Annotated in this window: 25 protein-coding genes; 10 read left to right on the plus strand and 15 right to left on the minus strand. The window is 65.7% G+C overall.

Annotated features, from left to right (window positions below; translation table 11 throughout):
- Positions 1 to 66: 66 nt before the first annotated feature.
- The 3 genes from ACZ52D_RS13235 to ACZ52D_RS13245 form a co-directional block, all read right to left on the minus strand.
- Positions 67 to 1,485: a DEAD/DEAH box helicase gene (locus tag ACZ52D_RS13235; RefSeq protein ID WP_464441596.1), complete on the minus strand. Its 1,419-nt coding sequence runs from the start codon at positions 1,483 to 1,485 to the stop codon at positions 67 to 69.
- 182 nt (positions 1,486 to 1,667) lie between these two features.
- Positions 1,668 to 2,615: a glycosyltransferase family 2 protein gene (locus ACZ52D_RS13240; protein ID WP_464441597.1), complete on the minus strand. Its 948-nt coding sequence runs from the start codon at positions 2,613 to 2,615 to the stop codon at positions 1,668 to 1,670.
- 109 nt (positions 2,616 to 2,724) lie between these two features.
- On the minus strand, positions 2,725 to 4,332 hold the full coding sequence (locus tag ACZ52D_RS13245) for a peptide chain release factor 3 (RefSeq protein WP_222453568.1): 1,608 nt from the start codon (positions 4,330 to 4,332) through the stop codon (positions 2,725 to 2,727).
- 248 nt (positions 4,333 to 4,580) lie between these two features.
- Here ACZ52D_RS13245 and rimK point away from each other — a divergent pair, with 248 nt between their 5' ends.
- Positions 4,581 to 5,486, plus strand: coding sequence for a 30S ribosomal protein S6--L-glutamate ligase (gene rimK / locus ACZ52D_RS13250; protein WP_369926510.1), 906 nt, complete (start codon positions 4,581 to 4,583; stop codon positions 5,484 to 5,486).
- A 39-nt stretch (positions 5,487 to 5,525) separates the two neighbouring features.
- Here the strand turns inward: rimK and ACZ52D_RS13255 are convergent, their stop codons facing one another.
- Entirely contained in the window at positions 5,526 to 6,551 is a 1,026-nt protein-coding gene (locus tag ACZ52D_RS13255; RefSeq protein WP_464441598.1) for a Hint domain-containing protein, read from the minus strand.
- A gap of 211 nt (positions 6,552 to 6,762) precedes the next feature.
- Here ACZ52D_RS13255 and ACZ52D_RS13260 point away from each other — a divergent pair, with 211 nt between their 5' ends.
- From ACZ52D_RS13260 to ACZ52D_RS13275, 4 genes are all read left to right on the plus strand, one after another.
- Positions 6,763 to 7,542 carry an SDR family oxidoreductase gene (locus ACZ52D_RS13260; RefSeq protein WP_464441599.1) on the plus strand — a complete coding sequence of 260 codons (780 nt, stop codon included), beginning with the start codon at positions 6,763 to 6,765 and terminating at the stop codon, positions 7,540 to 7,542.
- 10 nt (positions 7,543 to 7,552) lie between these two features.
- Positions 7,553 to 8,677 carry a hypothetical protein gene (locus tag ACZ52D_RS13265; RefSeq protein ID WP_464441600.1) on the plus strand — a complete coding sequence of 375 codons (1,125 nt, stop codon included), beginning with the start codon at positions 7,553 to 7,555 and terminating at the stop codon, positions 8,675 to 8,677.
- 99 nt (positions 8,678 to 8,776) lie between these two features.
- Positions 8,777 to 10,159 (plus strand): SLC5/6 family protein, encoded by a 1,383-nt coding sequence (locus ACZ52D_RS13270; protein WP_464441601.1) that lies wholly within the window; start codon positions 8,777 to 8,779, stop codon positions 10,157 to 10,159.
- Between the two features lie 53 nt (positions 10,160 to 10,212).
- Positions 10,213 to 11,304 (plus strand): ABC transporter ATP-binding protein, encoded by a 1,092-nt coding sequence (locus ACZ52D_RS13275; protein WP_222453562.1) that lies wholly within the window; start codon positions 10,213 to 10,215, stop codon positions 11,302 to 11,304.
- Positions 11,305 to 11,352: 48 nt separating this feature from the next.
- On the opposite strand, the gene ACZ52D_RS13280 is transcribed toward ACZ52D_RS13275, so the two are convergent.
- Together ACZ52D_RS13280 and ACZ52D_RS13285 are read right to left on the minus strand one after the other, a co-directional pair.
- A complete protein-coding gene (locus ACZ52D_RS13280; protein ID WP_464441602.1) occupies positions 11,353 to 12,033 on the minus strand; it encodes a helix-turn-helix transcriptional regulator in 681 nt (226 codons plus the stop codon).
- A gap of 74 nt (positions 12,034 to 12,107) precedes the next feature.
- Positions 12,108 to 12,416, minus strand: a complete 309-nt coding sequence (locus tag ACZ52D_RS13285; RefSeq protein WP_464441603.1) for an antibiotic biosynthesis monooxygenase family protein — start codon at positions 12,414 to 12,416, stop codon at positions 12,108 to 12,110.
- 227 nt (positions 12,417 to 12,643) lie between these two features.
- Here ACZ52D_RS13285 and ACZ52D_RS13290 point away from each other — a divergent pair, with 227 nt between their 5' ends.
- The 5 genes from ACZ52D_RS13290 to ACZ52D_RS13310 all read left to right on the plus strand — a co-directional run bounded on the left by ACZ52D_RS13290 (position 12,644) and on the right by ACZ52D_RS13310 (position 15,705).
- On the plus strand, positions 12,644 to 12,859 hold the full coding sequence (locus ACZ52D_RS13290; protein ID WP_222453559.1) for a twin-arginine translocase TatA/TatE family subunit: 216 nt from the start codon (positions 12,644 to 12,646) through the stop codon (positions 12,857 to 12,859).
- Between the two features lie 6 nt (positions 12,860 to 12,865).
- Positions 12,866 to 13,330 carry a Sec-independent protein translocase protein TatB gene (tatB, locus tag ACZ52D_RS13295; protein WP_464441604.1) on the plus strand — a complete coding sequence of 155 codons (465 nt, stop codon included), beginning with the start codon at positions 12,866 to 12,868 and terminating at the stop codon, positions 13,328 to 13,330.
- A complete protein-coding gene (gene tatC / locus ACZ52D_RS13300; RefSeq protein ID WP_464441605.1) occupies positions 13,327 to 14,244 on the plus strand; it encodes a twin-arginine translocase subunit TatC in 918 nt (305 codons plus the stop codon). The genes tatB and tatC overlap by 4 nt, the downstream gene beginning before the upstream one ends.
- A gap of 103 nt (positions 14,245 to 14,347) precedes the next feature.
- The gene (locus ACZ52D_RS13305; protein WP_464441606.1) at positions 14,348 to 14,560 is read left to right on the plus strand and encodes a hypothetical protein; all 213 of its coding nucleotides are present in this window, start codon (positions 14,348 to 14,350) and stop codon (positions 14,558 to 14,560) included.
- A gap of 302 nt (positions 14,561 to 14,862) precedes the next feature.
- A complete protein-coding gene (locus ACZ52D_RS13310) occupies positions 14,863 to 15,705 on the plus strand; it encodes an ATP-binding protein (protein WP_464441607.1) in 843 nt (280 codons plus the stop codon).
- A 63-nt stretch (positions 15,706 to 15,768) separates the two neighbouring features.
- Here the strand turns inward: ACZ52D_RS13310 and ACZ52D_RS13315 are convergent, their stop codons facing one another.
- The 9 genes from ACZ52D_RS13315 to ACZ52D_RS13355 all read right to left on the minus strand — a co-directional run bounded on the left by ACZ52D_RS13315 (position 15,769) and on the right by ACZ52D_RS13355 (position 24,638).
- Positions 15,769 to 17,064: a peptidoglycan DD-metalloendopeptidase family protein gene (locus tag ACZ52D_RS13315; protein ID WP_464441608.1), complete on the minus strand. Its 1,296-nt coding sequence runs from the start codon at positions 17,062 to 17,064 to the stop codon at positions 15,769 to 15,771.
- A gap of 247 nt (positions 17,065 to 17,311) precedes the next feature.
- Positions 17,312 to 17,959 carry a protein-L-isoaspartate(D-aspartate) O-methyltransferase gene (locus tag ACZ52D_RS13320; protein ID WP_222453553.1) on the minus strand — a complete coding sequence of 216 codons (648 nt, stop codon included), beginning with the start codon at positions 17,957 to 17,959 and terminating at the stop codon, positions 17,312 to 17,314.
- Complete coding sequence (surE, locus tag ACZ52D_RS13325; RefSeq protein ID WP_464441609.1) at positions 17,956 to 18,762, minus strand: 5'/3'-nucleotidase SurE; 807 nt, start codon at positions 18,760 to 18,762, stop codon at positions 17,956 to 17,958. The genes ACZ52D_RS13320 and surE overlap by 4 nt, the downstream gene beginning before the upstream one ends.
- Positions 18,763 to 19,095: 333 nt before the next feature.
- Positions 19,096 to 19,743 carry an SDR family NAD(P)-dependent oxidoreductase gene (locus ACZ52D_RS13330; RefSeq protein ID WP_464441610.1) on the minus strand — a complete coding sequence of 216 codons (648 nt, stop codon included), beginning with the start codon at positions 19,741 to 19,743 and terminating at the stop codon, positions 19,096 to 19,098.
- Positions 19,744 to 19,897: 154 nt separating this feature from the next.
- Positions 19,898 to 20,170, minus strand: a complete 273-nt coding sequence (locus ACZ52D_RS13335) for a hypothetical protein (RefSeq protein ID WP_464441611.1) — start codon at positions 20,168 to 20,170, stop codon at positions 19,898 to 19,900.
- 172 nt (positions 20,171 to 20,342) lie between these two features.
- Positions 20,343 to 20,885 (minus strand): DUF2199 domain-containing protein, encoded by a 543-nt coding sequence (locus tag ACZ52D_RS13340; protein ID WP_222453549.1) that lies wholly within the window; start codon positions 20,883 to 20,885, stop codon positions 20,343 to 20,345.
- 155 nt (positions 20,886 to 21,040) lie between these two features.
- On the minus strand, positions 21,041 to 22,561 hold the full coding sequence (gene purF / locus ACZ52D_RS13345; protein WP_222453548.1) for an amidophosphoribosyltransferase: 1,521 nt from the start codon (positions 22,559 to 22,561) through the stop codon (positions 21,041 to 21,043).
- A 439-nt stretch (positions 22,562 to 23,000) separates the two neighbouring features.
- Positions 23,001 to 23,693, minus strand: a complete 693-nt coding sequence (locus ACZ52D_RS13350) for a Hint domain-containing protein (protein ID WP_222453547.1) — start codon at positions 23,691 to 23,693, stop codon at positions 23,001 to 23,003.
- A gap of 390 nt (positions 23,694 to 24,083) precedes the next feature.
- Positions 24,084 to 24,638 carry a CvpA family protein gene (locus ACZ52D_RS13355; protein WP_222453546.1) on the minus strand — a complete coding sequence of 185 codons (555 nt, stop codon included), beginning with the start codon at positions 24,636 to 24,638 and terminating at the stop codon, positions 24,084 to 24,086.
- Between the last annotated feature and the right edge of the window lie 6 nt (positions 24,639 to 24,644).

Raw genomic sequence — 24,644 nt, forward strand, 5'->3', positions numbered from 1 at the left:
GCAAAAGGGCCGCTTCACTGGGAAGCGGCCCTTTGGAAATCGGGATCAGGAGCGTCCTTTGCCGATTTAACCGGCGCGGCGCTCGGCAAAGCTGAGGGCGATGAAGCTGGGCATGTGATCGCCCATGCCCACGACGGTCTTGTCGTCACGACGCTCGCCCTTGCCACGTCCAGAGGAGCGGCCGCTCTTCTGGTTGACCTTGTTGTCGCGGTTGTCGCGCGTGTCCTTGGCGGATTTCGTCGCGGGCTTCCCACCGGATTTCTCCTCGCGGCTTTCGACCTTGGCGTCTGCCTCGGGTTTGGCCTCCGGCGCGGGCTTGTCCTTTTTCGGCGCGGGCTTCACCGGGTTTTCCAGCCGGGTGATTCCCTTCTGGATCAGGGTCTCAACCGCATCCAGCGCCTTCTCGTCGCGGGGCGAGCAGATGGTGATCGCCTTGCCCTCGCGACCCGCGCGACCGGTGCGGCCGATGCGGTGGACATAATCCTCGGCATGGCCGGGCACATCGAAGTTGAACACATGGCTGACGCTCGGCACGTCCAACCCGCGCGCTGCGACGTCAGAGGCGACCAGGATCCTCAGGGAGCCTTCGCGGAAGCCGTCCAGCGTCTTCATGCGCTGGCTCTGGTCCAGGTCGCCATGGATCGCGGCCGCGTCATAGCCGTATTTCTTGAGCGATTTCGCGCAGATATCCACATCCGTCTTGCGGTTGCAGAAGATGATGCCGTTGGTCAGCTTCTCCCCCTCGGCGTCGATCAGCGCGCGCAGCACCTTGCGCTTCTCGCTGCCCTCGCGGTCGCGGCGGGAGGGTTTGAACATCACCACGCCCTGCTCGATGGTTTCGGAGGCGGTGGCCTGGCGGGCGACCTCGATCCGGGCCGGGGCCGACAGGAAGGTATTGGTGATGCGTTCGATTTCCGGCGCCATGGTGGCCGAGAAGAACAGCGTCTGACGGGTGAAGGGCGTCAGCGAGAAGATGCGCTCGATATCGGGAATGAAGCCCATGTCGAGCATCCGGTCGGCCTCGTCCACCACCATGATCTGCACGCCGGTGAGCAGCAGCTTGCCGCGCTCGAAATGGTCCAGCAGGCGGCCCGGAGTGGCGATCAGCACGTCGACACCCTTGTCGATCAGCGCGTCCTGTTCCTTGAAGGAAACGCCACCGATCAGCAGCGCCTTGGTCAGCTTCACGTGCTTGGCATAGGTGTCGAAGTTCTCGGCAACCTGTGCCGCCAGCTCGCGGGTGGGGCACAGCACCAGGCTGCGCGGCATCCGGGCGCGGGCGCGGCCACGGGCCAGCAGGGTAATCATCGGCAGGGTGAAGGACGCGGTCTTGCCGGTCCCGGTCTGGGCAATCCCCAGAACATCGCGCCCTTCCAGCGCCGGAGGAATCGCCCCGGCCTGAATGGGGGTGGGGCTTTCGTAACCAGCTTCCTCAATTGCCTTGAGGACCTTGGCGTTCAGGTTCAGATCGGTGAATTTTGTCATCTGTATCCGTCATTGCGGACACTGACCAGGCCCGCGCGTGTGTGTTGCAGCCGGCTCCGCTAGGGTCACGCGGGATGGCAGCTTCCGGCTCGAGGGCGGGCATAGCAAAATACCGGGTGATCGTCAATTAATGCCGGTTTTTGCGCTCTTTTTAGCCGGTGGCGCGCTGAAAAGGGAACAATTCAGGGGCTGGACGGAAAGTGTTTCTGTCGCGTCGCGCCCAAGCCCAGTTGGCGAATCCGCAGCAGTCCGGCCGCGTCGAGCCGCTCGCGCAGGGCGGGGCTGTCGGCACAGACCGCCGCAAAGAAGCGGCGCAGTCCGGCGGTGCCTTCTTCGCGCTCAAGCGTGCTCAGTAACTCGTGCATGGTGATTCCCCCGGCTTGGCGCGCGCGGGTGGGCTTCAATTCGGCCCGGTAGGAGCCTTTGCGAAGCCGGTATTGATAGTGTGCCAGCCAGCTGTCCCAGTCCTGCGCGTGAAAGTGGCACAGCTCCATCTGGTCCAATTCGGCCTGTCCCGGGTTGGGGGAGTCATCGACAAAGGCGTTATGGATGCGAAACTCCAGCCGGGGCTGGCCGCAACGCACGAACAGCTTGCCCTGGGTGTGGCTGAGGAATCCGCCACGCAGATCGGCGCCAAACGGGCCATAGGCGGCGGCTGAGGCGGTCTCATCGGCAAGGGTCTTGAAGGCCGAGCCATCGCCGCCCGCCAGCGCTTCGAGAGGGCGGACCCTGGCGCAGAGCGCCTCTTGTGGCAATTCCGCCAATGTCGCGGCGACGGGGTCGGGCGACCACAGGAATTCATCCACGTCGCAGTGCAGCAGCCAATCAACGTCCCCCGCCGCCTGGCGGTGGTAGGCCCGCGTGGCGTTGGCGCTTTGGCGGACCTGGTGTTTGGCGGGTCGGCGGCCCTTGGTGCCTCCCTGCTTGCCCCAATAGGTGTCGTCGCAGGTGATGACGCGGATCTTGGAATGCGCTTTCAGGTGGCCAAAGGCGTCGGGGCAGGGCGCATCCAGATAGAGATACAGCCGGTGTGCGCCCATCTCCAGATGATGGGCGGCAAAGCGCAGGATGTCTTCGGCTTCGGCCTTGATGGTGCTGACAATGCCCCATTTCACCTGCTGCTGCGCCATGGCCTGTCCCCTGCCTGCGGTCCTCTCCGCCTGTGCGGTCAGCATCCGCGCAGAGCCGGGCAAGTGCAAGGGGGGCAAAAGAAATCGCCCGGCAGAGCCGGGCGCTTGGTCAAACCATCATTTCCTTGGTCGCGGTCAGCTTGAGGTCGGGGTAGTCCCGCTCGACCCGGTCGATGTCCCACTGCAGCCGTGTCAGATAGACGATGTCGCCGTCGTGGTCATGGGCGATGTGCTGCTTGTTGGTGTTGATGAACTTGTCCACCGCCGCCTTGTCGCCGCTGACCCAGCGGGCCGAGGTGAACTGGCTGGCCTCGAAGCGCACCGGCAGGCCATATTCCATCTCGATCCGGCTGGCCAGAACCTCGAACTGCAGTGCGCCGACCACGCCGACGATGAAGCCGGAGCCGATCGAGGGCTTGAAGACCTTGGCGGCACCTTCCTCGGCAAACTGCATCAGCGCCTTTTCCAGGTGCTTGGCCTTCATCGGATCGCCCGCGCGCACGCCCTGCAGCAGTTCCGGCGCAAACGACGGGATGCCGGTCACCTTCAGAGCCTCGCCCTCGGTCAGGGTGTCGCCGATGCGCAGCTGGCCGTGGTTCGGAATGCCGATGATGTCACCGGCCCAGGCCTCTTCGGCCAGCTCGCGGTCGGAGGCCAGGAACAGCACCGGGTTGGAGATCGCCATCGGCTTCTTGGTGCGCACATGGGTCAGTTTCATGCCGCGTTTGAAATGGCCCGAGGCCATGCGCACGAAGGCCACCCGGTCGCGGTGCTTGGGGTCCATGTTGGCCTGCACCTTGAAGACAAAGCCCGCGACCTTCTTCTCCTCCGGCGACATCTGCCGCGGCTCCGCCGATTGCGGTTGCGGCTCGGGGCCGTATTTGCCGATGCCGTCCATCAGCTCCTTGACGCCAAAGGAGTTGATCGCCGAGCCGAACCAGATCGGGGTCATGTGCCCCTCGAGCACCGACTGGGGGTCCAGCGCGGGCAGCAGCTCACGCGCCATCTCGACCTCTTCCAGCAGCTTCTCCAGCAGATGCGCAGGCACGTGCTCGGCCAGCTTGGGGTCGTCCAGCCCGTTGATCTCGATGCTTTCGGCCACCTTGTTGCGGTCGGCGCGGTCCATCAGCTCCAGCCGGTCACGCAGCATGTCGTAGCAGCCGATGAAATCGCGGCCCACCCCGATCGGCCAGCTGGCCGGGGTCACGTCGATCGCCAGGTTTTCCTGGATCTCGTCGATGATCTCGAAGGTGTCGCGGCTTTCGCGGTCCATCTTGTTACAGAAGGTCAGGATCGGCAGGTCGCGCAGGCGGCAGACTTCGAACAGCTTCTGGGTCTGGCTTTCCACACCCTTGGCGCCGTCGATCACCATCACCGCCGCATCCACCGCCGTCAGCGTGCGGTAGGTATCCTCGGAGAAGTCCGAGTGGCCGGGCGTGTCCACCAGGTTGAACCGGAAGCCGTTGAAATCGAACGACATGGCCGAGGCCGAGACCGAGATGCCCCGATCCTTTTCCATCTGCATGAAGTCCGAGCGGGTCCGCCGTGCCTCGCCCTTGGCGCGCACCTGTCCGGCCATCTGAATCGCGCCGCCATAAAGGAGGAACTTTTCAGTCAGCGTGGTCTTGCCCGCATCCGGGTGCGAGATGATCGCAAAGGTGCGGCGACGGGCAACTTCGGGCGGCAGTTCGGGGCGGTTGGTGACGGTATCCTGCATGAGCGCGCGTATAGCAGGAATGCGGCAGGAGGCAAGAAAAACAGCCGGGCCGGGCGCCGCGTCCCTGCCGTGGTGGGCGGTCGGCGAAAACTTACCTGCGGGCTGCAAAACACGCTACCATGCAAGTCCGCGCCACGGTGGCACACCCGCCCCGCGCGGCACGAACAGCGGCGGCCCGCCGAGGCACGCCGCGCCAGGAAACAAGAGAGGCAAGACACCGACCTGACCAACCCCATAGGGAGACCCTGATGAAAATAGCCATGCTGTCCCGCAATCCAGAGCTTTACTCGCACAAGCGGCTGAAGGAGGCTGCCGAGGAGCGTGGCCATGAATTGCACATCATCAACACCCTGCGCTGCTACATGAACATCGCCTCAAGGCGGCCCGAGATCTACTACAACGGCGAAAAGCTGACCGGCTATGACGCGGTGATCCCGCGCATCGGCGCTTCGGTCACCTTCTACGGCATGGCGGTGCTGCGCCAGTTCGAGATGATGGGCGTGTTCCCCCTGAACGAAAGCGTGGCCATCGGCCGCTCACGCGACAAGCTGCGCTCGATGCAGCTTCTGGCGCGCGACGGCATCGGCCTGCCGGTCACCACCTTTGCCCATGACCCCAAACAGACCGACGAGGTGCTGGACCTGGCCGGCGGCGCGCCCATCGTGATCAAGCTGCTGGAGGGTACACAGGGCATCGGCGTGGTGCTCGCCGATACCAACCGCTCGGCCAAATCCGTGGTCGAGGCGTTCCGCGGCGCCGGCGTCAACATCCTCTTGCAGGAGTTCATCAAGGAGGCGGGCGGCACCGACATCCGCGCCATCGTGGTCGGTGGCCGGGTGATCGCGGCGATGAAACGCACCGGCGCCGAGGGCGAGTTCCGCTCCAACCTGCACCGCGGCGGCTCTGCCGCGCTGGTAAAGCTCTCGCCCGAGGAACGCTCCACCGCGGCCCGCGCTGCCAAGACCATGGGGCTGAATGTCTGCGGCGTCGACATGCTGCGCGCCAATCACGGCCCGGTGGTGATGGAGGTAAACTCCTCTCCCGGCCTTGAGGGCGTTGAAAAGGCTACCGGCCTCGATATCGCCGGCAAGATCATCGAATACATCGAAAAACACGCCAAGCCGGGCGCGACCAAGACCAAGGGCAAGGGGTAGGGGCTTGGGCGGGCGGGGCCTGACGGGCCGTGACCGGCGCTAACGCAACGACGCGCGCTTCAGCAGCTTTACCGCGTCGGGACGGTTGAGCAGCGCCCGACCCACCTCGAGCCCGTGCGCGCCGGGCTGGGGAATGCCGGGCCACGCGCCAGCCCCCTCGCCACCGCGGCATATCCGAAGGTCCTCCGGCAGCGCGGGGCGGGTCACCGGGTCGAGGAAAGTTGTCTCGGCCGCGATCCCTTCGGCGTAGATGATGTGATGGCTGTCGAACAGGATCTGCACATAGTCGACAAAGCCGCCATCCAGCACCACGACGCTGTTGCCGTTGACCAGGTCACGGGCCCGCACGAGGATCTCCGGCGCGCCTGCACCGATCTCGTCGCTGCGCTGATAGACCATCAGCCGGTGGTTCGGGCTGACGATCAGGTCGCGGGCGTTGTTCAGCGCCCCCTCGCGGATCAGGATCGGCGCGAGATTGCCCACCGCGCGCAGGGTGGACTGGCCGACCCAGCGCACCTGCTGCACCCCTGCATCGCGCGTCAGCACCCGGTCGCCGGGGGCCAGGTCCTCGATCGGGCATTGCGCGCCGGTGGCCAGGGTGATGCGGGTGCCGCGGGTAAAGGACACGCAGGCCGACTGCGCCAGCTTGCGTCTTGCAGGCTCCCGTTCGGCGCTGACCAGCGTGTAATTCACCTGCGGCAGCAAGGGGGCCAGCGGCAGCAGAAAGATTTCCGCCACATAGCCGTCAGGGTCGGCCTCGACCACCAGCAGGATCTCGACGTTGGCGCCGCTGTCGGGCATCACGGTCAGCAATCCGTCCAGGTGCAGCGTTGCGCCGGGCGTGCCCAGCTGGGTCTCCTGGTCAACGGTCAACCGCCCGTCATGATGCGCGGCGATGCCGAGACGGCGCGGGCGCGCGGATTGCGCCAGCACATAGATGTCATCCAGCACCAGGTCTTCCAGCAGGCCGAGCGGATCGCCCATGCAGGCCCCGTAGGCGGCGCAGAAATCAGCGGCCGGATAGGCCGGGAGGGCGGCATGGCTGGAGGTCAAGCTGGGGTCCATCGTCAAGTCCGGGTCTGTCCCTATGATGTCGCCTGCGCGCGGCGCGTCCAAGGGGTATGGCGTGAAAACATGGCCAAAAAACGGTGCCCCCGCGCAGATTTTTCGGCGCGGCGGCGGTGCGCGACGCGCAAGACGGTCCGGGGCTGGTCATCGGGTGCGCAACGGTGCAATCTGCGCCGCGAACGAACAGGAATCCCAAGGGAGAATGACGATGGATCTGGGAATTGCGGGCAAGCGCGCGCTGGTTTGCGCCAGCAGCAAGGGGCTGGGCCTGGGCTGCGCCGAGGCGCTGGCAGAGGCCGGTGTGAACCTGGTGATGAACGCCCGCGGCGCCGACGCGCTCGAGGCTTCGGCGCAGGCGATCCGCGACCAGTATGGCGTCGATGTGGTGACCGTGGCGGCCGACGTGACCACCGAGGACGGCCAGCAGAAGGTGCTGGAGGCCGCCGAGCGCGTCGATATCCTGGTGACCAACGCAGGCGGCCCGCCGCCGGGCATGTGGACCGACTGGGAGCGCGAGGACTTCATCAAGGCGCTGGACGCCAACATGCTGTCGCCGATCGCCCTGATCAAGGCGCTGGTGCCCGGCATGATGGAGCGCGGCTGGGGCCGGGTGGTCAACATCACCTCTGTTTCGGTCAAGTCTCCGATCCCGGTGCTGGGTCTGTCGAACGCGGCGCGGGCCGGGTTGACCGGCTATGTCGCGGGCACCGCGCGGCAGGTGGCCGGCAAGGGCGTCATCATGAACAACCTCCAGCCGGGCATCCACGCCACCGACCGCGCCGTGTCGCTGGATGAGGGCGCGGCCAAGGCGCAAGGCATCTCCGTCGAGGAAGCCAAGGTGCAGCGCTGCGTCACCATTCCGGCAGGCCGCTACGGCACCCGCCAGGAATTCGGCGCGACCTGCGCCTTCCTCTGCTCGCAGCACGCGGGCTTCATGGTCGGTCAGAACATCCTGCTGGATGGCGGCGCCACCAACACCACCATGTAAGGAGCCGCGCATGGCCAGCGGGTTTTCCCTGAAAGACCAGCTGTTCAACCGCGACAAGGTCCGCTACCTGGCGGGCCTTTTTTCTGCGGCTGACACTGGATTTGATGCTGCCGCCTTCGAGGCGCAGGTGATGGCGGATCTGCCCGCGCTGGAGCTGAAGCAGCGCATCACGCTGATCGCCGACGTGCTGGCAGATCATCTGCCCGCCAGCCTCCCCGAGGCCGCCCCGGTTTTGCTGCGCGCGCTGCCGCCGCCGCTGGACCCGTCGCTCAAGGATGATGACTTCGGTGATTTCATCTTTGCCCCCTTGGGCGACTACGTTGCCCGCCACGGGCTGGAGGATCACCGCGATCTGTCGCTGGACCTGCTGGAAGAGATCACCCAGCGGTTCTCGATGGAATGGGCGATCCGCCCCTTCCTGAACCGCTGGCCCGCCGAGGTGCTGGCGCGGATGGAGCGCTGGGCCGGGCATTCCAGCTATCACGTCCGCCGCCTGGTCAGCGAGGGCACGCGGCCCCGGCTGCCCTGGGGCGAGGCGGTGGGGCTGGCGCTGGCCGACCCGCTGCCGCTGCTGGACCGGCTGCACGCCGACGGCGCGCGCTTCGTGACACGCTCGGTCGCCAATCACCTCAACGACATTGCCAAGAAGGATCCTGACCTGGTGATGGACCGGCTGCAGCACTGGCAGGCCGCTGGCGCACAAAGCCGGAAGGAGCTGGACTGGATCACCGCCCACGCCCTGCGCGGGCTGGTCAAGGCCGGCCATCCGCGGGCGATGAAAATGCTGGGCTATGACCCGGACCTGGAACTGCGGGCCGAGATCGCCCTGCCGCGCCGCGAAGTCCGTATCGGGGACGCGCTTGAACTGGCCTGCGTTCTGGCAGCCGCGCCGGGCTCCGCCGTACTGGTGGATTACGTGCTGCATTTCCAGCGCCCGTCGGGCAAGACCTCCGCCAAGGTGTTCAAGCTCAAACAGGCCCGGGTGACGCGCGACCAGCTGCGGCTGAAAAAGACGCACAAGCTGAAGGGCGATGCCACGACCTTCAAGCTGGTGCCGGGGCTGCACCGGGTGGAGCTGATGGTCAACGGTCGCGTGCGTGCGGCGGCGGAGTTCGACTTGCTGCCACCGGCCTAGTGCCCGGCCTGCTGACGCGCCATCACGTTCCTGTGGAAGATCTGGCAGCGGCCCCGCGCCGCTGCTAGTCCGGGGAGACCAAATTCTCGGGATCTGTCCATGCAAGCCATCGCCATCACTGCTCTCTTTGCTGCCGTTATTGCTCTCAGCCTGTTGGTTGCCCCGCGCCGGGCAACGGTCGGAGGCTTCTTTGGCGGACGCTCCGCCGAGGGGCAGGCGCCGGGGCTGTGGACGCTGGTGCTGTCACAGGTGACGACATGGATCTTTGCGCGGTCACTGATGAATGCCGCGATCCTCGGCTTCTATTATGGCATCGCCGGCACCCTGGCCTATGCAGCCTATTACGGCTCCTTCCTGACCGGTGGGTACATCGTCGGGCGAATGCGCGCCCAGGGGGCAGGGTCGGTTCAGGACTGGCTGACACAGCGGTTCGGGACGACAGGGACCACCGCCTACAACCTCGTCATCGCGTTGCGGCTCCTGTCCGAGGTCTTTGCCAACCTCCTTGTGGTCGGGTTGATCTTCGCCGCCGCGCTGCCGCAGGTGGAGGGCGCCGAGACCGTGGCCATCATCGCCGTCGGCTTGCTGGCGCTGGGCTATTCCGCCTGGGGCGGGCTGTCGGCGGCGCTGCGCACCGATGTCATCCAGATGGTGGTGTTTCTGGCGGTTTTCGGCACGGCGCTGGTGGCGCTCATGCTGCGTCCGGGCTTTGACCTTACCGCGGTGCTGACCGCGCCGGGCACGGCAGGCGCGCACAACGGCTGGGTGCTCTTGGCGGTTGCCGCGCTGCAGGTGTTTTCCTACCCGGTGCATGATCCGGTGATGATGGACCGCGGCTTCCTCGCCGATCCCGCCACCACCCGCAAAAGCTTTTTGCACGCCTTCTGGATTTCGGCAGTCTGCATCCTGGGCTTCGGTTTTTTCGGCATCCAGGCCTCGCTGGAGGGCGCGGCCTATGAAGGCCAGCTGCTGGGAACATGGGCCGCCATCCTGCCCGGCTGGGTCTTCGTGCTGCTGATCGTGTCGCTGCTTGTCTCGGCGCTGTCGACGCTGGATTCGGCGCTCAGCAGCGCGGCGCGGCTGATGGTCGAAGAATTGCGCCTGCTGCCGCGCACGCTGTCAGGCGGCCGGGTGGCAATGCTGGGGTTTGCCGCGGCTGGCGGCGCGCTGACGCTGTGGGGCAACCAGACCTTGTTTGATGCGGTGGCGGTCTCTGGTACCGCGTCGATGTTCCTGACCCCGGTGCTGGCGGCAGCGCTGGCAGGGCGACAGGTTGCGCTCTGGGCGTATCTGGTCAGCTTTGCCGCGGCGATGGCAGGGGCTGCGGCCTACATGCTGCGGGATCTGCCCGCCTTGGCCGCGCTTTTGTATGACGGGCACAAATACGAACAGCTGCTGCAGATCTGCGTGGCTGTCCTGCTGGTCGGCTTTGCCGCAGTGGCCCGTGGCAGCCGCAGGGTTGAAGCAGGGCAGGCGGGCTGATAGAGCTTCGGCAAATTCCGACGAAAATCGTCGGGGACCGCAAGAGGCGACAGGTGCAATTGCAGACCCAAACTCCAGCCCCCCGTCTTGAAATCCGCAATATCAAGCGTCGCATCGAAGGCCGCACGGTGGTGGATGATGTCTCCTTGCAGATTCAGGCGGGGCAGGTGACCTGCCTTCTGGGGCCATCGGGCTGCGGCAAGTCCACCACGCTTCGGATGATCGCCGGGGTCGAGATGCAGGACAGCGGCGAGATTTATGTCGACGGCAAGCTGATCTGCGACACCGTGTTCCGGGTGCCACCGGAACGGCGCGAAATCGGGCTGATGTTCCAGGATTTCGCGCTGTTTCCGCATCTGACCGTGGGCGCCAATGTCGCCTTTGGCCTGAACGGCAGCAAGGACGAGAAACGCGCCCGTGTCGAAGAGCTGCTGGCGCGGGTGTCGCTGGGCCGCTACATCGACGTCTACCCGCACGAGCTGTCGGGCGGCGAGCAGCAGCGTGTCGCCCTTGCCCGCGCCCTGGCGCCGCGGCCGCGCATCATGCTGATGGACGAACCTTTCTCGGGTCTCGACAACCGGCTGCGCGACGGCATCCGCGATGAAACCCTGAGCCTGCTGAAAGAGGAAGACACCGCGGTTCTGCTGGTCACGCACGAGCCGGAAGAGGCGATGCGCATGGCCGACGAGATCGCGCTGATGCGCGGCGGCCGGATCGTGCAGCAGGGGGCGCCCTACAACGTCTATACCCACCCGGTCGACAAGGCGGCGCTGTCCTTCTTCAGCGATGTCAACGTGCTGAAGGCGCAGGTCAATGGCGCCCTGGCCCGCACCGCCTTTGGGGAATTCCTCGCACCGGGCGTCGCCGATGGCACCGAGGTCGAGATCGTCTTTCGTCCGCAGCACCTGCGCATCGATTTCGACCGTGGCGGCAAGGGGCCGCTGCCCACCTCCAGCGACGGCGTCCCGGCCCGCGCGGTGGTCGAACGCGCCCGCTTTCTGGGACGCGAGAGCCTGGTCGAATTCCGCATGGACTTCGATGGCTCCATCCTGCGCGCGACGGTGCCGAACGTGTTCCTGCCGGAAAAGGGCCGGGTGATGTGGTTGACAGTGCGACGCGACCGCTGTTTCGTCTTTCCCGCCTGATATCCGACCGGGCGCAACCCGCCGACCGGTCTCCCCGCGGACAGCTGATCAGCCCCTATCCTTGTAGGGTTGGTAATCCTTCAGTCGTTTGCCGGGCTCATCAACGAACAGTTCCGGCAGGGCAGCAGCCTCTTCGATCAGGTCCACGCGGAACACCCGAAAATCCTCGCGGGTCTCGCACCAGGCGGTCAGCGTCCAGACCCGTCCCCAATACTCCATGTGCAGGGGGCGGATCGTCCGCTGCGTGAGGGTGCCATCGATGCGCCGGTAATTCAGCCGCAGCTTCTGCCGCGCCTTGATCGCCGAGCGCAGCGTCGGCATGTGGGCAAAGCCGCGCGCCGCATCAGCAAAAGGGTAGACCGCGAATTTCCACGCGTCGGCTTCGGCTATCGTCTGTTCGGGCAGCACCGCGTCCACCTTGGCGGCCAGCGATTGCGCCGCCGCCTTCAGGTCGGGATCTGCGGCTTCGGCGACGATGGCCATGCCGAGGTTCAGCGCCTCCAGCTCCTCCGGGGTCAGGGTCAACGGCGGCAGGCTGATCTGTTCGCGCACCATATAGCCGACGCCGCGCTCGCCCTCGACCGGCACCCCCGAGGCAACCAGCGTGTCCATGTCCCTGTAGATGGTCCGGGTAGAGACCTCGAGGCGCGCGGCAATGTCCTGTGCGCGGTGCAGCTTGCCGTCGCGCAGGATCTGGATGATTTCGAATAGGCGGTCGGTGCGGCGCATGCTCCAGCCTTGGATTGCCAGCGCGAGGAGGTCAAGGGCTGCGCCATGTCAGATGTGGCGCAGCCCGCGATGGCTCAGGGCAGCATCGACCACTGCACTTCCTCATGGCGCATCCGGGCGCTGCCATCGGCGATGGCCTGCATCACCGCAGGGGCAAAGTCCTGCTGCATGAAGGTCTGCGCCACCTGTTGCGCCGTGGCCATGTCCTGCCAGACCACATGATCCGTCCAGCTGCCATCGGCGCCACGGCTCAGACGCCGGGCAATGAACCCTGGCTGGGCGCGCACGAAGCTCTCGGTGCGTCGCATCAGGCTGGTAAAGTCCGCCTCGCTCATGCCCTCGGCCAGTTGGAAGGTCACGATTTCCGCCACATGTTTGGTCATCACTTTGTCTCCTGTTTGTCGTGATGGGCTGGATTTACCGGATAGCAACTGACATAAACCTGTCAGTTGAGGTTTGGCGTCCCGGAAAAACTGCACTTTCAGCGGTGTCTGGGCCTCACCCGGAGGGCTTGATGCTTCCGCTGCAGGTCGTCGGCGCGCTAAACCCGAAAGTGACCGTATTTACCGGCGCGCATATGCCGCGTCGGACCATGTAAGGAGACACACTCATGCTCAACAACATCGGCCTTCCCGGCATTCTTCTGATCGCCGTCGTGGTTCTGGTCCTGTTCGGCCGCGGCAAGATTTCCTCGCTGATGGGCGAGATCGGCAAGGGCATCACGTCCTTCAAGAAGGGCATCAGCGAGGGCAACAAGGAGCTGGAAGAGGACACCGCCGCCGAGGCGAAGGACGTCACCCCCGCGACCGAAAAAGACAAGGTCTAAACGCTTATGTTCGATCTTGGCTGGACCGAACTTCTGGTCATCGGCGTGGTCGCGCTGATCGTGGTCGGCCCCAAGGACCTGCCGGTGCTGTTTCGCAATGTCGGACGGTTCGTGGGCAAGGCCAAGGGGATGGCGCGCGAATTCAGCCGGGCGATGCATGATGCGGCGGATGAAGCCGGGGTCAATGACATCGCCAAGGGGTTGAAGACCGCCACCAATCCGGTCGGCACCGCCATGGACGGGGTCAAACAGGCGGCGCAGGAGATGGCATCGTCGATCGACCCGACCAAATACGACCCCGACAGCGAGACCGGCAAACTGGCCGCGGAGCGGGCCGAGGACGCCAAGCGCATCCAGGCCGCCACCGCGCGCGCTGCCGCCGACCGCAAGGCGCGCGAGGCCGAAGCCGCCGAGGCCAGCGCTGCCGCCGCCGAGGCTGAGGTGAAACCCGACGGAGAGGCCAAATCATGAGCAACACGGACGAGATCGACGACTCGACCGCGCCGTTGATCGAACACCTGGCCGAGCTGCGCAGCCGACTGATCCATTCGGTCGTGGCCTTTGTCATCGGCATGGTGATCTGTTTTACCGTTGCGACGCCGGTGTTCAATTTCCTCACCGCGCCGCTGTGCGATGTGCTGGCCGAAAGCGGGCAGGACTGTTCCCTGATCTTCATCAGCCCACAGGAAGGTTTCTTTGTGGCGATTAAGATCTCTTTTCTGGGCGGCTTCATCCTGGCCTTTCCCTACATTGGCTTCCAGATGTGGCGGTTCGTGGCGCCGGGGCTCTACAAGAACGAGAAGGGCGCTTTCCTGCCCTTCATGATCGCCTCGCCGTTCATGTTCCTGCTGGGGGCCAGCTTTGCCTTCTACGTGGTCACGCCGCTGGCCTATGACTTCTTCCTCGGCTTCCAGCAGTTCGGTGCCGAAGGCGAGGCCGTCGTCGGCGAACAGGTGAACCAGGGGCTGAGCGTTGTGTTCCAGGGCTCCGCGCAGGAGTATCTGAACCTGACGATCAAGTTCATTGTCGCCTTTGGCCTCTGCTTCCAACTGCCGGTTCTGCTGACGCTGATGGGCAAGGCAGGTCTGGTCAGCGCCGAGGGGCTCGCGTCTGTGCGCAAATACGCGGTGGTGGCGATCCTCGTTCTCGCCGCGCTGGTGACGCCGCCGGATGTGATCACCCAGATCATTCTCTTCGTCGTGGTCTACGGCCTCTATGAGGTCTCGATTTTCCTGGTGCGCCGGGTCGAGGCCAAGCGCGAAGCCAAGCTGCGCGCCGAGGGCTACTATGACGCCGAGGACGACACGGTTGAGACAGAGATGGAAGCCCATCCTGATGATCCGCTGATGGCTGAGTTTGACGCCGAGGACGGCAAGGACAAATAGGCCGTCTCGATAAAACACAGGAAGGCGCGCCAGCAATGGCGCGCCTTTTTTGTCTCTCCTTGCGCAGCGTGCGGTCCGCCGGAACTTTCCCACAGGGCAAACGTTGGCTCTGTATCGCGCCATGGAGGATGTTATGCCCGAAGACAGAAAAGCCGACGGCCAATCGAACAAGCAGGATGCCCGCCCGGAAGTTGCGCAGGATGGTCACGGCAAGCCCCGGCAGAAAATCAAGGAAGACTGGAAAAACACGACCGACACGATGGATGAGGGCCCCGCAGGGAGCCCGAAGGCCGAAGAGCAAAGCCGCAAGAGCTGAAGCCCAGCACCGGTCGGCAGCGGCCGCGTCCGACACGTGATGTGAGCCGCCCGCTGCCTCTGTGGCTGACCGGAATGCCCCCTCTCGCTGCCACCACGCAGGGGACCGGGCCCGCGCCATAAACGCCAGGACAGAAGGGGCAGGGATGGCGCTCAGCCAAATTTCCGCGCCACGCGCCAGCCGCACCGCATTCTGAGCCACCGGTCTTTGGGCGGGGTTTCTCCCACGTCTCCCGCCTCTTGCCGACCGTCCACGAACGTGCTTTGAACACCGCCAACGCACAGGCAGACGGAGGCACGCCCATGGACCAGACCGCATTGACCCGCATCGCCGAGGCGCTGGAGCGGATGTCCCCCGCGCCCTTGGCGGCACCCGACTTTGACGTGGCCTCCGCCTTTGTCTGGCACGTGGGGCCGGAACGGCTGGAGCCGGTGGCCGAGGTCAGCCGCGTCGATCTGGAGCTGCTGGTTGGCATCAACCGGTCTCGGGACACGTTGCTGGAAAACACCCGTCGCTTCGCGCAGGGGTTCGCGGCGAACAACGCGCTGCTCTGGGGCGCGCGCGGCATGGGCAAGTCCAGCCTCGTCAAGGCCGTGCACGGCGCGCTGGTGGCCGATCACCCCGGTCTGAAGCTGGTCGAGCTGCAACGCGAGGATCTGCCCTCGGTCGGGCGGCTCTTGAACCACCTGCGCGGCGCGCCGCACCGTTTCATCCTGTTCTGCGATGACCTGTCCTTCAGCCATGACGACCAGCACTACAAAAGCCTCAAGGCGGTGCTCGACGGCGGCATCGAGGGGCGGCCGGAAAACGTGGTGTTCTATGCCACCTCCAACCGTCGCCACCTGATGCCGCGGGACATGATCGAGAATGAACGCTCCAGCGCCATCAACCCGTCCGAAGCGGTCGAGGAGAAGGTCTCCCTTTCCGACCGTTTCGGCCTGTGGCTGGGGTTCCACCCCTGCGACCAGGACGAATACCTGGCGATGATCGAGGGCTATTGCGCCGCCTATGGCGTCAAGGTCGCACCGGAGACCCTGCGCGCCGAGGCGGTGGAATGGCAGGCCACCCGTGGCGGACGCTCGGGCCGGGTGGCCTGGCAGTTCTTCACCGATCTGGCCGGTCGCCACGGGGTCAGCCTGCGCTGACAGCACAGGCAAAAGCCCGGCATCTCTGCCGGGCATGCTGTCAGCTGCGGAAAGGCGTCAGCGTCAGTTCAGGTAGTTGAGCGGATCGATGCTCTCGAACCCGTCGCGCACCTCGAAATGTACATAGGCGTCGTCGCCCCCGCGCAGCGAGGCGATACGCTGCCCGCGCGCGACGGTATCGCCCTTGTTGACGGTGATGTTGTCGACGTTCTGATAGACCGTCAGCAGCTTCTGGCTGTGGCGGATCACGATGATCGGCACATTGTTGGAATCCTTGGTGATGGCCGCCACGGTACCGGCTTCCGCCGCCTTGACCGGGCTGCCAGCAGGCCCCGCAATGTCGATGCCGTCATTGCGCCCCTTGGAGTATGTCTTGATGATCTTGCCCTGCACCGGATAGGACATCGCGGCATCGCTCTGGCGGCTGGGTTCGGGCAGCGCCGGTTTCACCTCTGCCGGGGGCTTGGCGGCCTCGGCAGCGGGCGCCACCGTTTCGCGGGGCAAGGGGCGGGTGGCGCTCGGCGGAACAGGCGTGACGCTGCCTTCGCCGGGTTCGGTGACGGTGACCGGGGCCGCCGCTGCCGAGACTTCCGCCTCCGGTTTCGGGGCGGGTGCCTCTTTCAGCGGGATCAGCAGGTATTGCCCCTCGCGAACGGCGAAATCGCTGCCAAGGCCATTCCACTCGGCCAGGGATTTGACCGGCACCCGGTAGAGACGCGAAATGGTATAGGCGGTCTCGCCACGTTTGACCTTGTGGCGCACCGGCTCGGGGCCGGACTGGACCTTGGCCGGCTGCGGCTTGGGCGCGGGTTTGAGCTCGGTCGAGGTGACGGAGCCCGGGTTCGGCGTGGTGAGCGGCGCGGTCTCGATGGCCTGACCCGCAAGAGAGGCGATATCAACCGAGCCGGGCGCGGCGGTGCCGTCAGCGGGTACCCCGTCGGGGGCGCGGCGGGGCAGGGCCAGTATTTCGCCCTGCCGGACACTGTCGCCCGGGCTCATGCCGTTGTAACGGGCAACCTCGTCGGCGGGCAGGCCCACGCGGGTGGCGACATCCGCCACGGTGTCGCCGCGGCGGGCCACGGCCACCTGGTAGGAGGGGTAGGTGATCAGCCCGCGGCTGTCCGCACGGGGGCGGTCAGAGGTCACGGATTGGGCTGCGCTGGTTGTATTGAAGGCGCCAATCTGGCCGCGCAGATCGTAGTCCAGCGGGCTTTTGCAGGCGGCCAGTACCCCGATCAGAGGCAGCGCCGCCAGCAGTCGGGTGCGGCGGGACAGACCGGCGCGTGTCGGCCCGCTCTGGGCCGGGCCGTCGGTGCGCAGCGCATGCCTGGCCGTCCGGGGGTGGGGGGTCCGGGTCATCTTGCTCTCCTCAAAACACGCCTCCCCTTTTTCGCGGGGATTCTCTCGCGTCAATCATTATAGCCCATGCCGCCGGGCGGCCGGCTGAAATCCGCCGGCATGATACGTGGCCCAAGGGGGAATATCAAACCAGCTGGAGAAATTGTGACCGGTCCGGGCATCGCGGCGGCAGAGGCATGCGGCAGCGGTCGCGGGACGCGGGCTGGCCTTGCCGTGACAGACCGGGAACTGGTGGCCCGCGTCGCGGTCAGACTTCCTTGCCGAGCCCTTCCAGCAAGGGCACGAAACGCACCGGGCGCAACTCGTCATATTCCAGCCCGTCTTCAGTCTTGCGAACGCGGATCAGCGTCTGCACGTGGTCGGACTGCCCGACCGGCAGCACCATGATGCCGCCCGTCTTCAGCTGGGCGAGCAGCGGGCCGGGCGGGTCCTCGGCGGCGGCAGTGACGATGATGCGGTCAAAAGGCGCCTGGTCCGGCAAGCCGTGGCTGCCATCGCCGACCAGCGAGGTCACATTGGCCAGCTGAAGCTGTTCGAACACCGCCCGCGCCTCGCGCACCAGCCGCGCGTGCCGGTCGATGGTATAGACCCGGCGCGCCAGTTTCGACAGGATCGCGGCCTGGTACCCCGAACCGGTGCCCACCTCCAGAACCTTGTCGCGGGGGCTGACCTGCAGCGCCTGGGTCATCATGCCCACCACCGAGGGCTGCGAGATGGTCTGGCCGCAGGCAATCGGCAGCGGCACGTCCTCATAGGCACGTTCGGCGAACAGCCCGCGCAGGAACAAGCCGCGGTCGATCTCCTCCATCGCCTCCAGCACAGAGGCGTCGGTCACCCCGCGCGAGCGGACCGAGTACAGGAATTGCATCTTGGTTTCGGCGTCGGGTCCGCTCATGCGCCGAGTCTCTCACCGTCGGTTTCGATCGCCTGCAGGGCCTCCATCGCGTCATGGGCGGTCAGATCCGCGCGCATCGGGGTGACGGAGATATAACCGGCCATGTTCAGCGCCGCATCCGTGCCAGGCGCGGTTTCCACCTGCTGGTTGCCACCGCGCACCCAGAGGCAACGGCGCCCGGTGGGCGAGACCTGCTCCTCGGCGCTGAAGCCGGTGCCCGAGCGGAACCCCTGGCTGGCCGCGCGCACGCCCTTCACCGCGGCGGCGGGCACGGGCGGGAAATTAATGTTGTAAAACAGGCGGTAATCCTGTCGGTCTTCGGGCATCTGGCACAGGATCTTTTGCACCAGCGCTGCGCCATGCACGGCGGCGGCCTCGAACGGATCGGCGGTGTCGCGGTTGGCGGGGCCGTAATATTGCGACAGCGCCATCGCCGGGATACCCTGCAGCGCGGCTTCCATCGCACCGCCCAGCGTGCCGGAATACAGCGCATTCTCTGCCGAGTTGTTGCCCCGGTTCACCCCCGACAGCACCAGATCGGGCCGCGCATCCCGCATCACCACGTGCAAACCCGCCAGCACGCAGTCCGCGGGCGAGCCTTCGGCGGCAAAGCGGCGGCTGTCCAACTGGCTGAGCATGGTCGGACGGGTGTAGCTGATGCAATGGCCAACGCCGGATTGCTCGAACGCCGGTGCCACGCACCAGACCTCGCCGTCCGGGCCTGCAACCTGTCGGGCGATGGTGTCCAGTACGGCCAGCCCGGGGGCGCTGATGCCGTCGTCGTTGGTAATCAGGATGCGCATGGGTCTGCCTGCCGTCTTTTGCCGGGTTTGCGATTGAATAGGACCTGCGCCGGGACGGGGCAAGCCTTTCGCGCCGCCGCGCCGGATCGATCCCCAAGACGGGCAGAGAGGCAACAGACTGGGCCGCGGGGCGGTCGCAGGCAGGGCGAAGGCAGTCGAAAACGGGCGTCACGCGGGGGAGGGGAGAGGGAGGGGAGACCAGCCGCTTGGCCGGTGGCTAGCACCCTGCGGGACGGGGACCGCCGCCCGGCGTCGCATCATGCAAGCAGGGTCGCCCCTTGGGCCGCGCGCCGCCCCGGGGACGGGGCGGCGGGCAGGCCAGGTGTGTGGTCGTCAGTCGGCCAGGATTGCTGGCAGCAGGCGGTGCGCCTCGTCCTGGATGCTGGCCAGGGCTGCGCGATCTTCGCCGGGGTGGAAGCGGGCGCGCAGCGCGGTGGCCATCGGGCGCGGCTCCAGGATGCGGACCTGCGGGCCGGTGCGCTCCGTCTCTGCCTGCCAGCTGCGGGCCAGCGCCATCTGCGCCGCCTTGGTCGCGCCATAGGTGCCATAGAACTTCTCGCCGGCTTTCGGGTCGTCAAAGAACACGACCCGGCCCGACTGGCCCAGCAGCGGCGCCACATAGGGGATCAGCACCGATGTCGCGGTGGCATTGACCGCCAGCGCCTTGGTCCAGTCCTTGGGGGCGACCGACGGCGCCGGGCACAGCGCGGTGGCATGAATGGCGGTGTGCAGCCACAGGTCCAGCTTGCCCCAGCGGTCATGGATGCCCCGGCACAGGGTCGCCATCGCTTCGGGCACGGTGATGTCCATCGGCGCCAGCGTGGCACTGCCGCCGGCCGCCTTGATGCGGTCGTCGAGCTCTTCCAGAGCGCCGGTGGTGCGGGCCACGGCGACGATGTGATGGGTGGGGGCCAGGGCTTCGGCCAGGGCACTGCCCAGTCCGCGCGAGGCACCGGTGATGAGAGCGATCTTATCTGTCATGGGCCACCTTGTGGTCCGCGGGCGCAGGCAGGTCAAGGGGCGCTGACAGCGCGCCGCGGCTGCCGGGCCGATTTATGGCAGCGCCTGTCAGATTTTCCGCGCACGGCCGCTGCCATCGTGCGGCCTTCGGCGGTGGTTGGTGTCGGCCGACGGCTCAGGAGCCCGGCATCTCCAGCAGCTTGGTACCGCCACGGCTGCTCAGCACCAGCCCGCGCGCGTCGATCGCGACCACCTGGCCCGCCGACAGGCGGCTGCCACGCTGCACCGTGCGGGTCCGCCCGGAGGGCAGCCGCACCAGCGCCGTCATGCTGTCCTCGGGACCGTACAGCCCAAGCAGGCTCAGGTTGTTGCGGTTCACCGCATTGCTCTGTGTTGCAAGCCCGGCGACCTTGGCAGAGGTGCGGGCTGTGGAATCTGAATTTGCCATGTCGTCCTTCCCCAAAAGGCCATCACAGGTGGGTCTCTGTCGGGGCGTGTGTGACGGCTCGGCAGTCGGGCGGCAAGGGTGTGAGACATACGCCCCCCGCTTCGGCAGGAAGCCGCGAACCGGGCAGGGGGACTGGGTGGAAAGGCGCCGACGCCGGGCCGTTCAGCGGCGCTCAGGCATCATAAACCAGCGACGGCAGGTCGTGGCCATAGGCATAGAGCAGCTCCAGCAGCTCCTCCAGCGAGGCCCCGTCGCGCTGCAAGGGGAACAGCGGGTGGCCTTGCTCGCTCACCTTCAGCTCCGGGTACTGGCCTTCGGGGCGCATCTCCAGCATGCAGCCGGCGGGCAGCGCCAGGTCCGGCGGAATCGCATTGGCCAGCCAGGCCGGACGATCGCCAAGCTTGTCCGCTTCGCGCATCTCGAACAGGTCGAGGTAGGCGTCAAAATCATCGCGGCTGAGGCTGGCCCAGGTGCCCAGCACGAATTCCTCGCCGCGACTGTTGGTCAGCGGCACCGCCAGCACCGCGCGGATGAAACGCAGATCACCCAGGCGGCAGAAATCTTCGGTCAGGATGTCTCCGCGGGTGGCCAGAACCGCTGAATTGTCCTCGACCTCCATATCCTCGGGGCAGACATCGGGCCTGTCACAGCTGAGGCTGAGAAGTTGCGCAAAGGTGGCGCCGCAGCAGCGGCACTTGCGCGGAGAACTCAGCATGCGGGCAAGATGCGGATCCAAGAAGAGGCCTTTCGTCAGAAGGCATAGGAAAAGGCGCGGACCATCGCGGCCAGCGCCTCCCTATTGCCGTGTTGCCGCCCTCATACGCCGACGCGCGCGAAAGTTCAAACCCCCGCGTCAGCCATGGGCGAGCGTCAGCCCTGCGCCAGCTTGGATGCGTTCCACGAGGCGCCGGGCACCGGCATGTCCTTGATCTTGGCGCTGACGCGGCTGCTGCCTTCCAGCGCCGCCAGGTAGTCTTCGGTCACACCGGTGACGTAGTTGCCGTCAAAGCAGGAACAGTCAAAGCCCTGGATGTCCGGGTTGCCTTCCTGCGCCGCCCAGATCAGGTCTTCGAGCTTCTGGTAGAACAGCCCGTCGGCGCCCAGTTCGTCGCGGATTTCTTCGATGGACAGGCCATTTGCAATCAGCTCATGCTTGGTGGGCATGTCGATGCCATAGACGTTCGGGTATTTCACCGGCGGCGAGGCGGAGGCGATGTAGACCTTCTTGGCGCCTGCCTCGCGGCACATCTGCACGATCTTCTTGATGGTGTTGCCGCGCACGATCGAATCGTCGATCAGCAGCACGTTCAGGTCCTTGAACTCCAGCGGAATCGCGTTGAGCTTGCGCCGGACCGATTTCTGCCGCTCGGCCTGGCCGGGCATGATGAAGGTGCGGCCGACATAGCGGTTCTTCACCAGCCCCTCGCGGTAGCGGATGCCGGTCGCGTTGGCCACTTCCAGCGCCACGGGGCGCGCCGAATCAGGCACCGGGATGATGCTGTCGATTTCCAGGCCCGACTCCTGGATCTGCTTGGCCAGCGCCTGACCCATGCGCAGCTGGGTCTTGTAGACCGAAACCCCGTCCAGCATCGAATCAGGGCGCGCCAGGTACACGTATTCGAAGATACAGGGGGTGAGCTTGCCCTCGACCGCCTGGAAGGTGTGCATCTTGCCGTCCAGGTCGATCAGGATCGCTTCGCCCGGTTTCACATCGCGGACCTTCTCAAAGCCGTTGATGCCAAAGGCCACGTCCTCGGATGCCACGCAGTAGTCATCCCCTTCGCCCTGCGCGGGGCGCTTGCCCAGCGACAGCGGCCGGATGCCGTGCGGGTCGCGGAAGGCCAGCATGCCGACGCCGGCAATCATGCACAGAACCGAATAGGCGCCCTGCACCCGTTCCATGGTCATCTTGACGCCGGCAAAGATGTTGCGGATCGGATCCGCGTTGCCGTTGACCTTGATCGCGTCCGCGACCTTGTCGGCCAGCACGTTCAGCAGGATTTCCGAGTCCGAGGTGGTGCGCAGATGGCGGCTGTACTTGCCGGTCACCTTCTCGCGCTGCTCTGCGGTGTTGGTGATATTTCCGTTGTGAACCAGATAGATGCCATAGGGCGCGTTGACGAAGAAGGGCTGGGCTTCGGCCGCGCTCAGCGAGCCCGCGGTGGGATAGCGCACGTGGCCCATGCCGACCCGTCCGGTCAGGGTCTCGGCATCCTGCGGACCGAAGACATCCTTGACGAGACCGTTTGCCTTGCGCTCGCGGAAGAACTCGCCGGTGTAGGTGACGATGCCGGCCGCGTCCTGGCCGCGGTGCTGAAGCATCAGGAGCCCGTCATGTATCTCCGCAAAGACATCCGTATCCCGGCTTGCGATCCCCAAAATCCCGCACATTGGCTGGCTCCAATCCCACTTAGGCTCTGCTGTTCGACTGCTGCTGGAAGCGGCTTGGGCACCTGTGTGACACAGCCCAGGGCAGGGGTGTCAAGCGGTCGCCGGCTGCTGTACGGGCCTGGCCCCGATGGCCGGCTGCGTCCATGGCTGCGCGCGCGTGGCGCGTCGGCTCATCATCACTTAGGCAGGCGTGCAGCAGCGGCAAGGGCTGAGGCTCCGAATCCGTTTCCTGTTCCGGCCCTCACATAGTGCCTTTCCAGGGCGCTGTCATCAAAGGATCACACATCCCTTCTGCGCTGCGGCGTCTGGGCGCGGCAGAAGCGGACAGCCTGACGGCGGTCGAAAAAAAAGGCCCGCAGCGAACTGCGGGCCAGAGGCAGGGACAAACCATCATCTTGGCGCGGCTGGGTGGTGGGGGTGGGGTGAGCGCCGCGCGAAATCAGGCCGCCAGGATGCGATCCAGAAGGTTGTCCAGCAAGTTGTTCATCGGGCCAGGCAGGCGGGCATCGACCTCGCCCATGCCGGTTTCGGCCAGGGCGCGGCCTTCGTCGCTGGCCAGAACCTGGCGGGTTTCGCTCAGCGACAGCTGGTGAAAGGCGCTGTCCTCGGCGACGTCCCCGGCCGGCAGCAGCATGCCGCATTCGGCCCAGACCAGTTCTTCTTCTTCGAATTCGAAATGAATGCGGCCGAGGCGTTCCGGCGCGGCCGGGGTGATGCCCTTGTAACCGGCCAGGGCGATCAGCTTGGTCACCACGACGGGCAGGCCGAACAGGCGCTCGGCGGTGTCCATCTCCAGAACCACCTTCTGGTCCGAAGGCAGCATCAGGTCGGTGTCGTTGCCCAGGGCGCCGGCCGGAACATGCATGCAGGTGGTCAGGCGCGGCACCGCGTGTTTCACCGCTTTGACTTCCTGCGCGCCGCCATCAAAGGTAAACACCTTGTCGCCGGGCTTGATGTCGCGGGCCTGCTTGAAGCCTTCTTCGGTCTCGACCAGCGTATCGGGGAGGAAGCCGCCGCTGCGCGGACGGGCGCGCTTGGCAGCCGGGGCAGCGGTTTGCGGCAGCGGATTGGTCAGCAGCAGTGCGTCAACCGGCTGAAAGTCAGCAAAGCTTGTAACGTGATCCAGCTGCATTGTTTCGTCCCTTCTGAAGCGTCTTGACCCGGCGTCCTGCCGTTGAAGCCATATCGCCCCCGAATTGGGACCAAATTGGGGCAGCTGTGCGGCCCCTTCCGGGACGCGCCGGGATTCCGGTGGAAAAAACGCCGATTCCGCAGCGGATGTTAACCTTTCCCCCCCGCAGGCTGAGGATTTTTCCCGCGACAGGGGAGATTGCGCGCCGTCTCCCGGCGCAGGCAGAATCACGATTCCCTGTGGTTAACAAAAGGTTAACGTTGCGGCAAGCGGTTAAGGAAGTGCTTGTTTTGGCTGTGGATAACTGTGTGAGTGCTTTGCCGCGACAAAAAAAAGGCGGGCGCCCCATGGGCACCCGCCGTGTCACAGCCAGGCTGCTGCTGTGTTGGTTTACTGGTCGCAGGCGCTGGTCAGCGCCACGTATTGGCTTTCGATCCAGCCCAGGGCCTGCTCGGGGTTGCGCTCTTCGATTTTGCCGATCAGTCGCTCGAACACCCGTGCCGAGCGGCTCTCGTCAACGATCGTGAAATTCTGGCCGGTCATCACCACGTTGTAGACGAAGAACGCGATCGCCACCAAAAGAATGCCGCGCAGCACGCCAAAGAAGAAGCCCGCGCCCTGGTCCAGCCCACCCAGGGCAGACCGCTGCACCAGCGTCGAAAACAGCGGTGTGAAGAACGAGACCACGATCAGCGCCAGTGCAAACACCGCGGCGAAGGCAGCAATGATCGAGATCTCGCAGCTGTCGGCGATGAACTCGCCCACCACCGGGATCTCGGCCATCAGCGGCTCGACCTGCGGCGCAAAGATGAACGCCAGCACACCGGCGGCAACCCAGCCGGCGATGGCCATGGCCTCGCGTACGAAGCCGCGCGAATAGGCCAGCAATGCCGATACGACGATGACAAGGGCCACGACCCCGTCGATGATTGTGAAACCTTCCATGTCCCT

The organism is Leisingera sp. S2M4 (genome assembly GCF_055398055.1).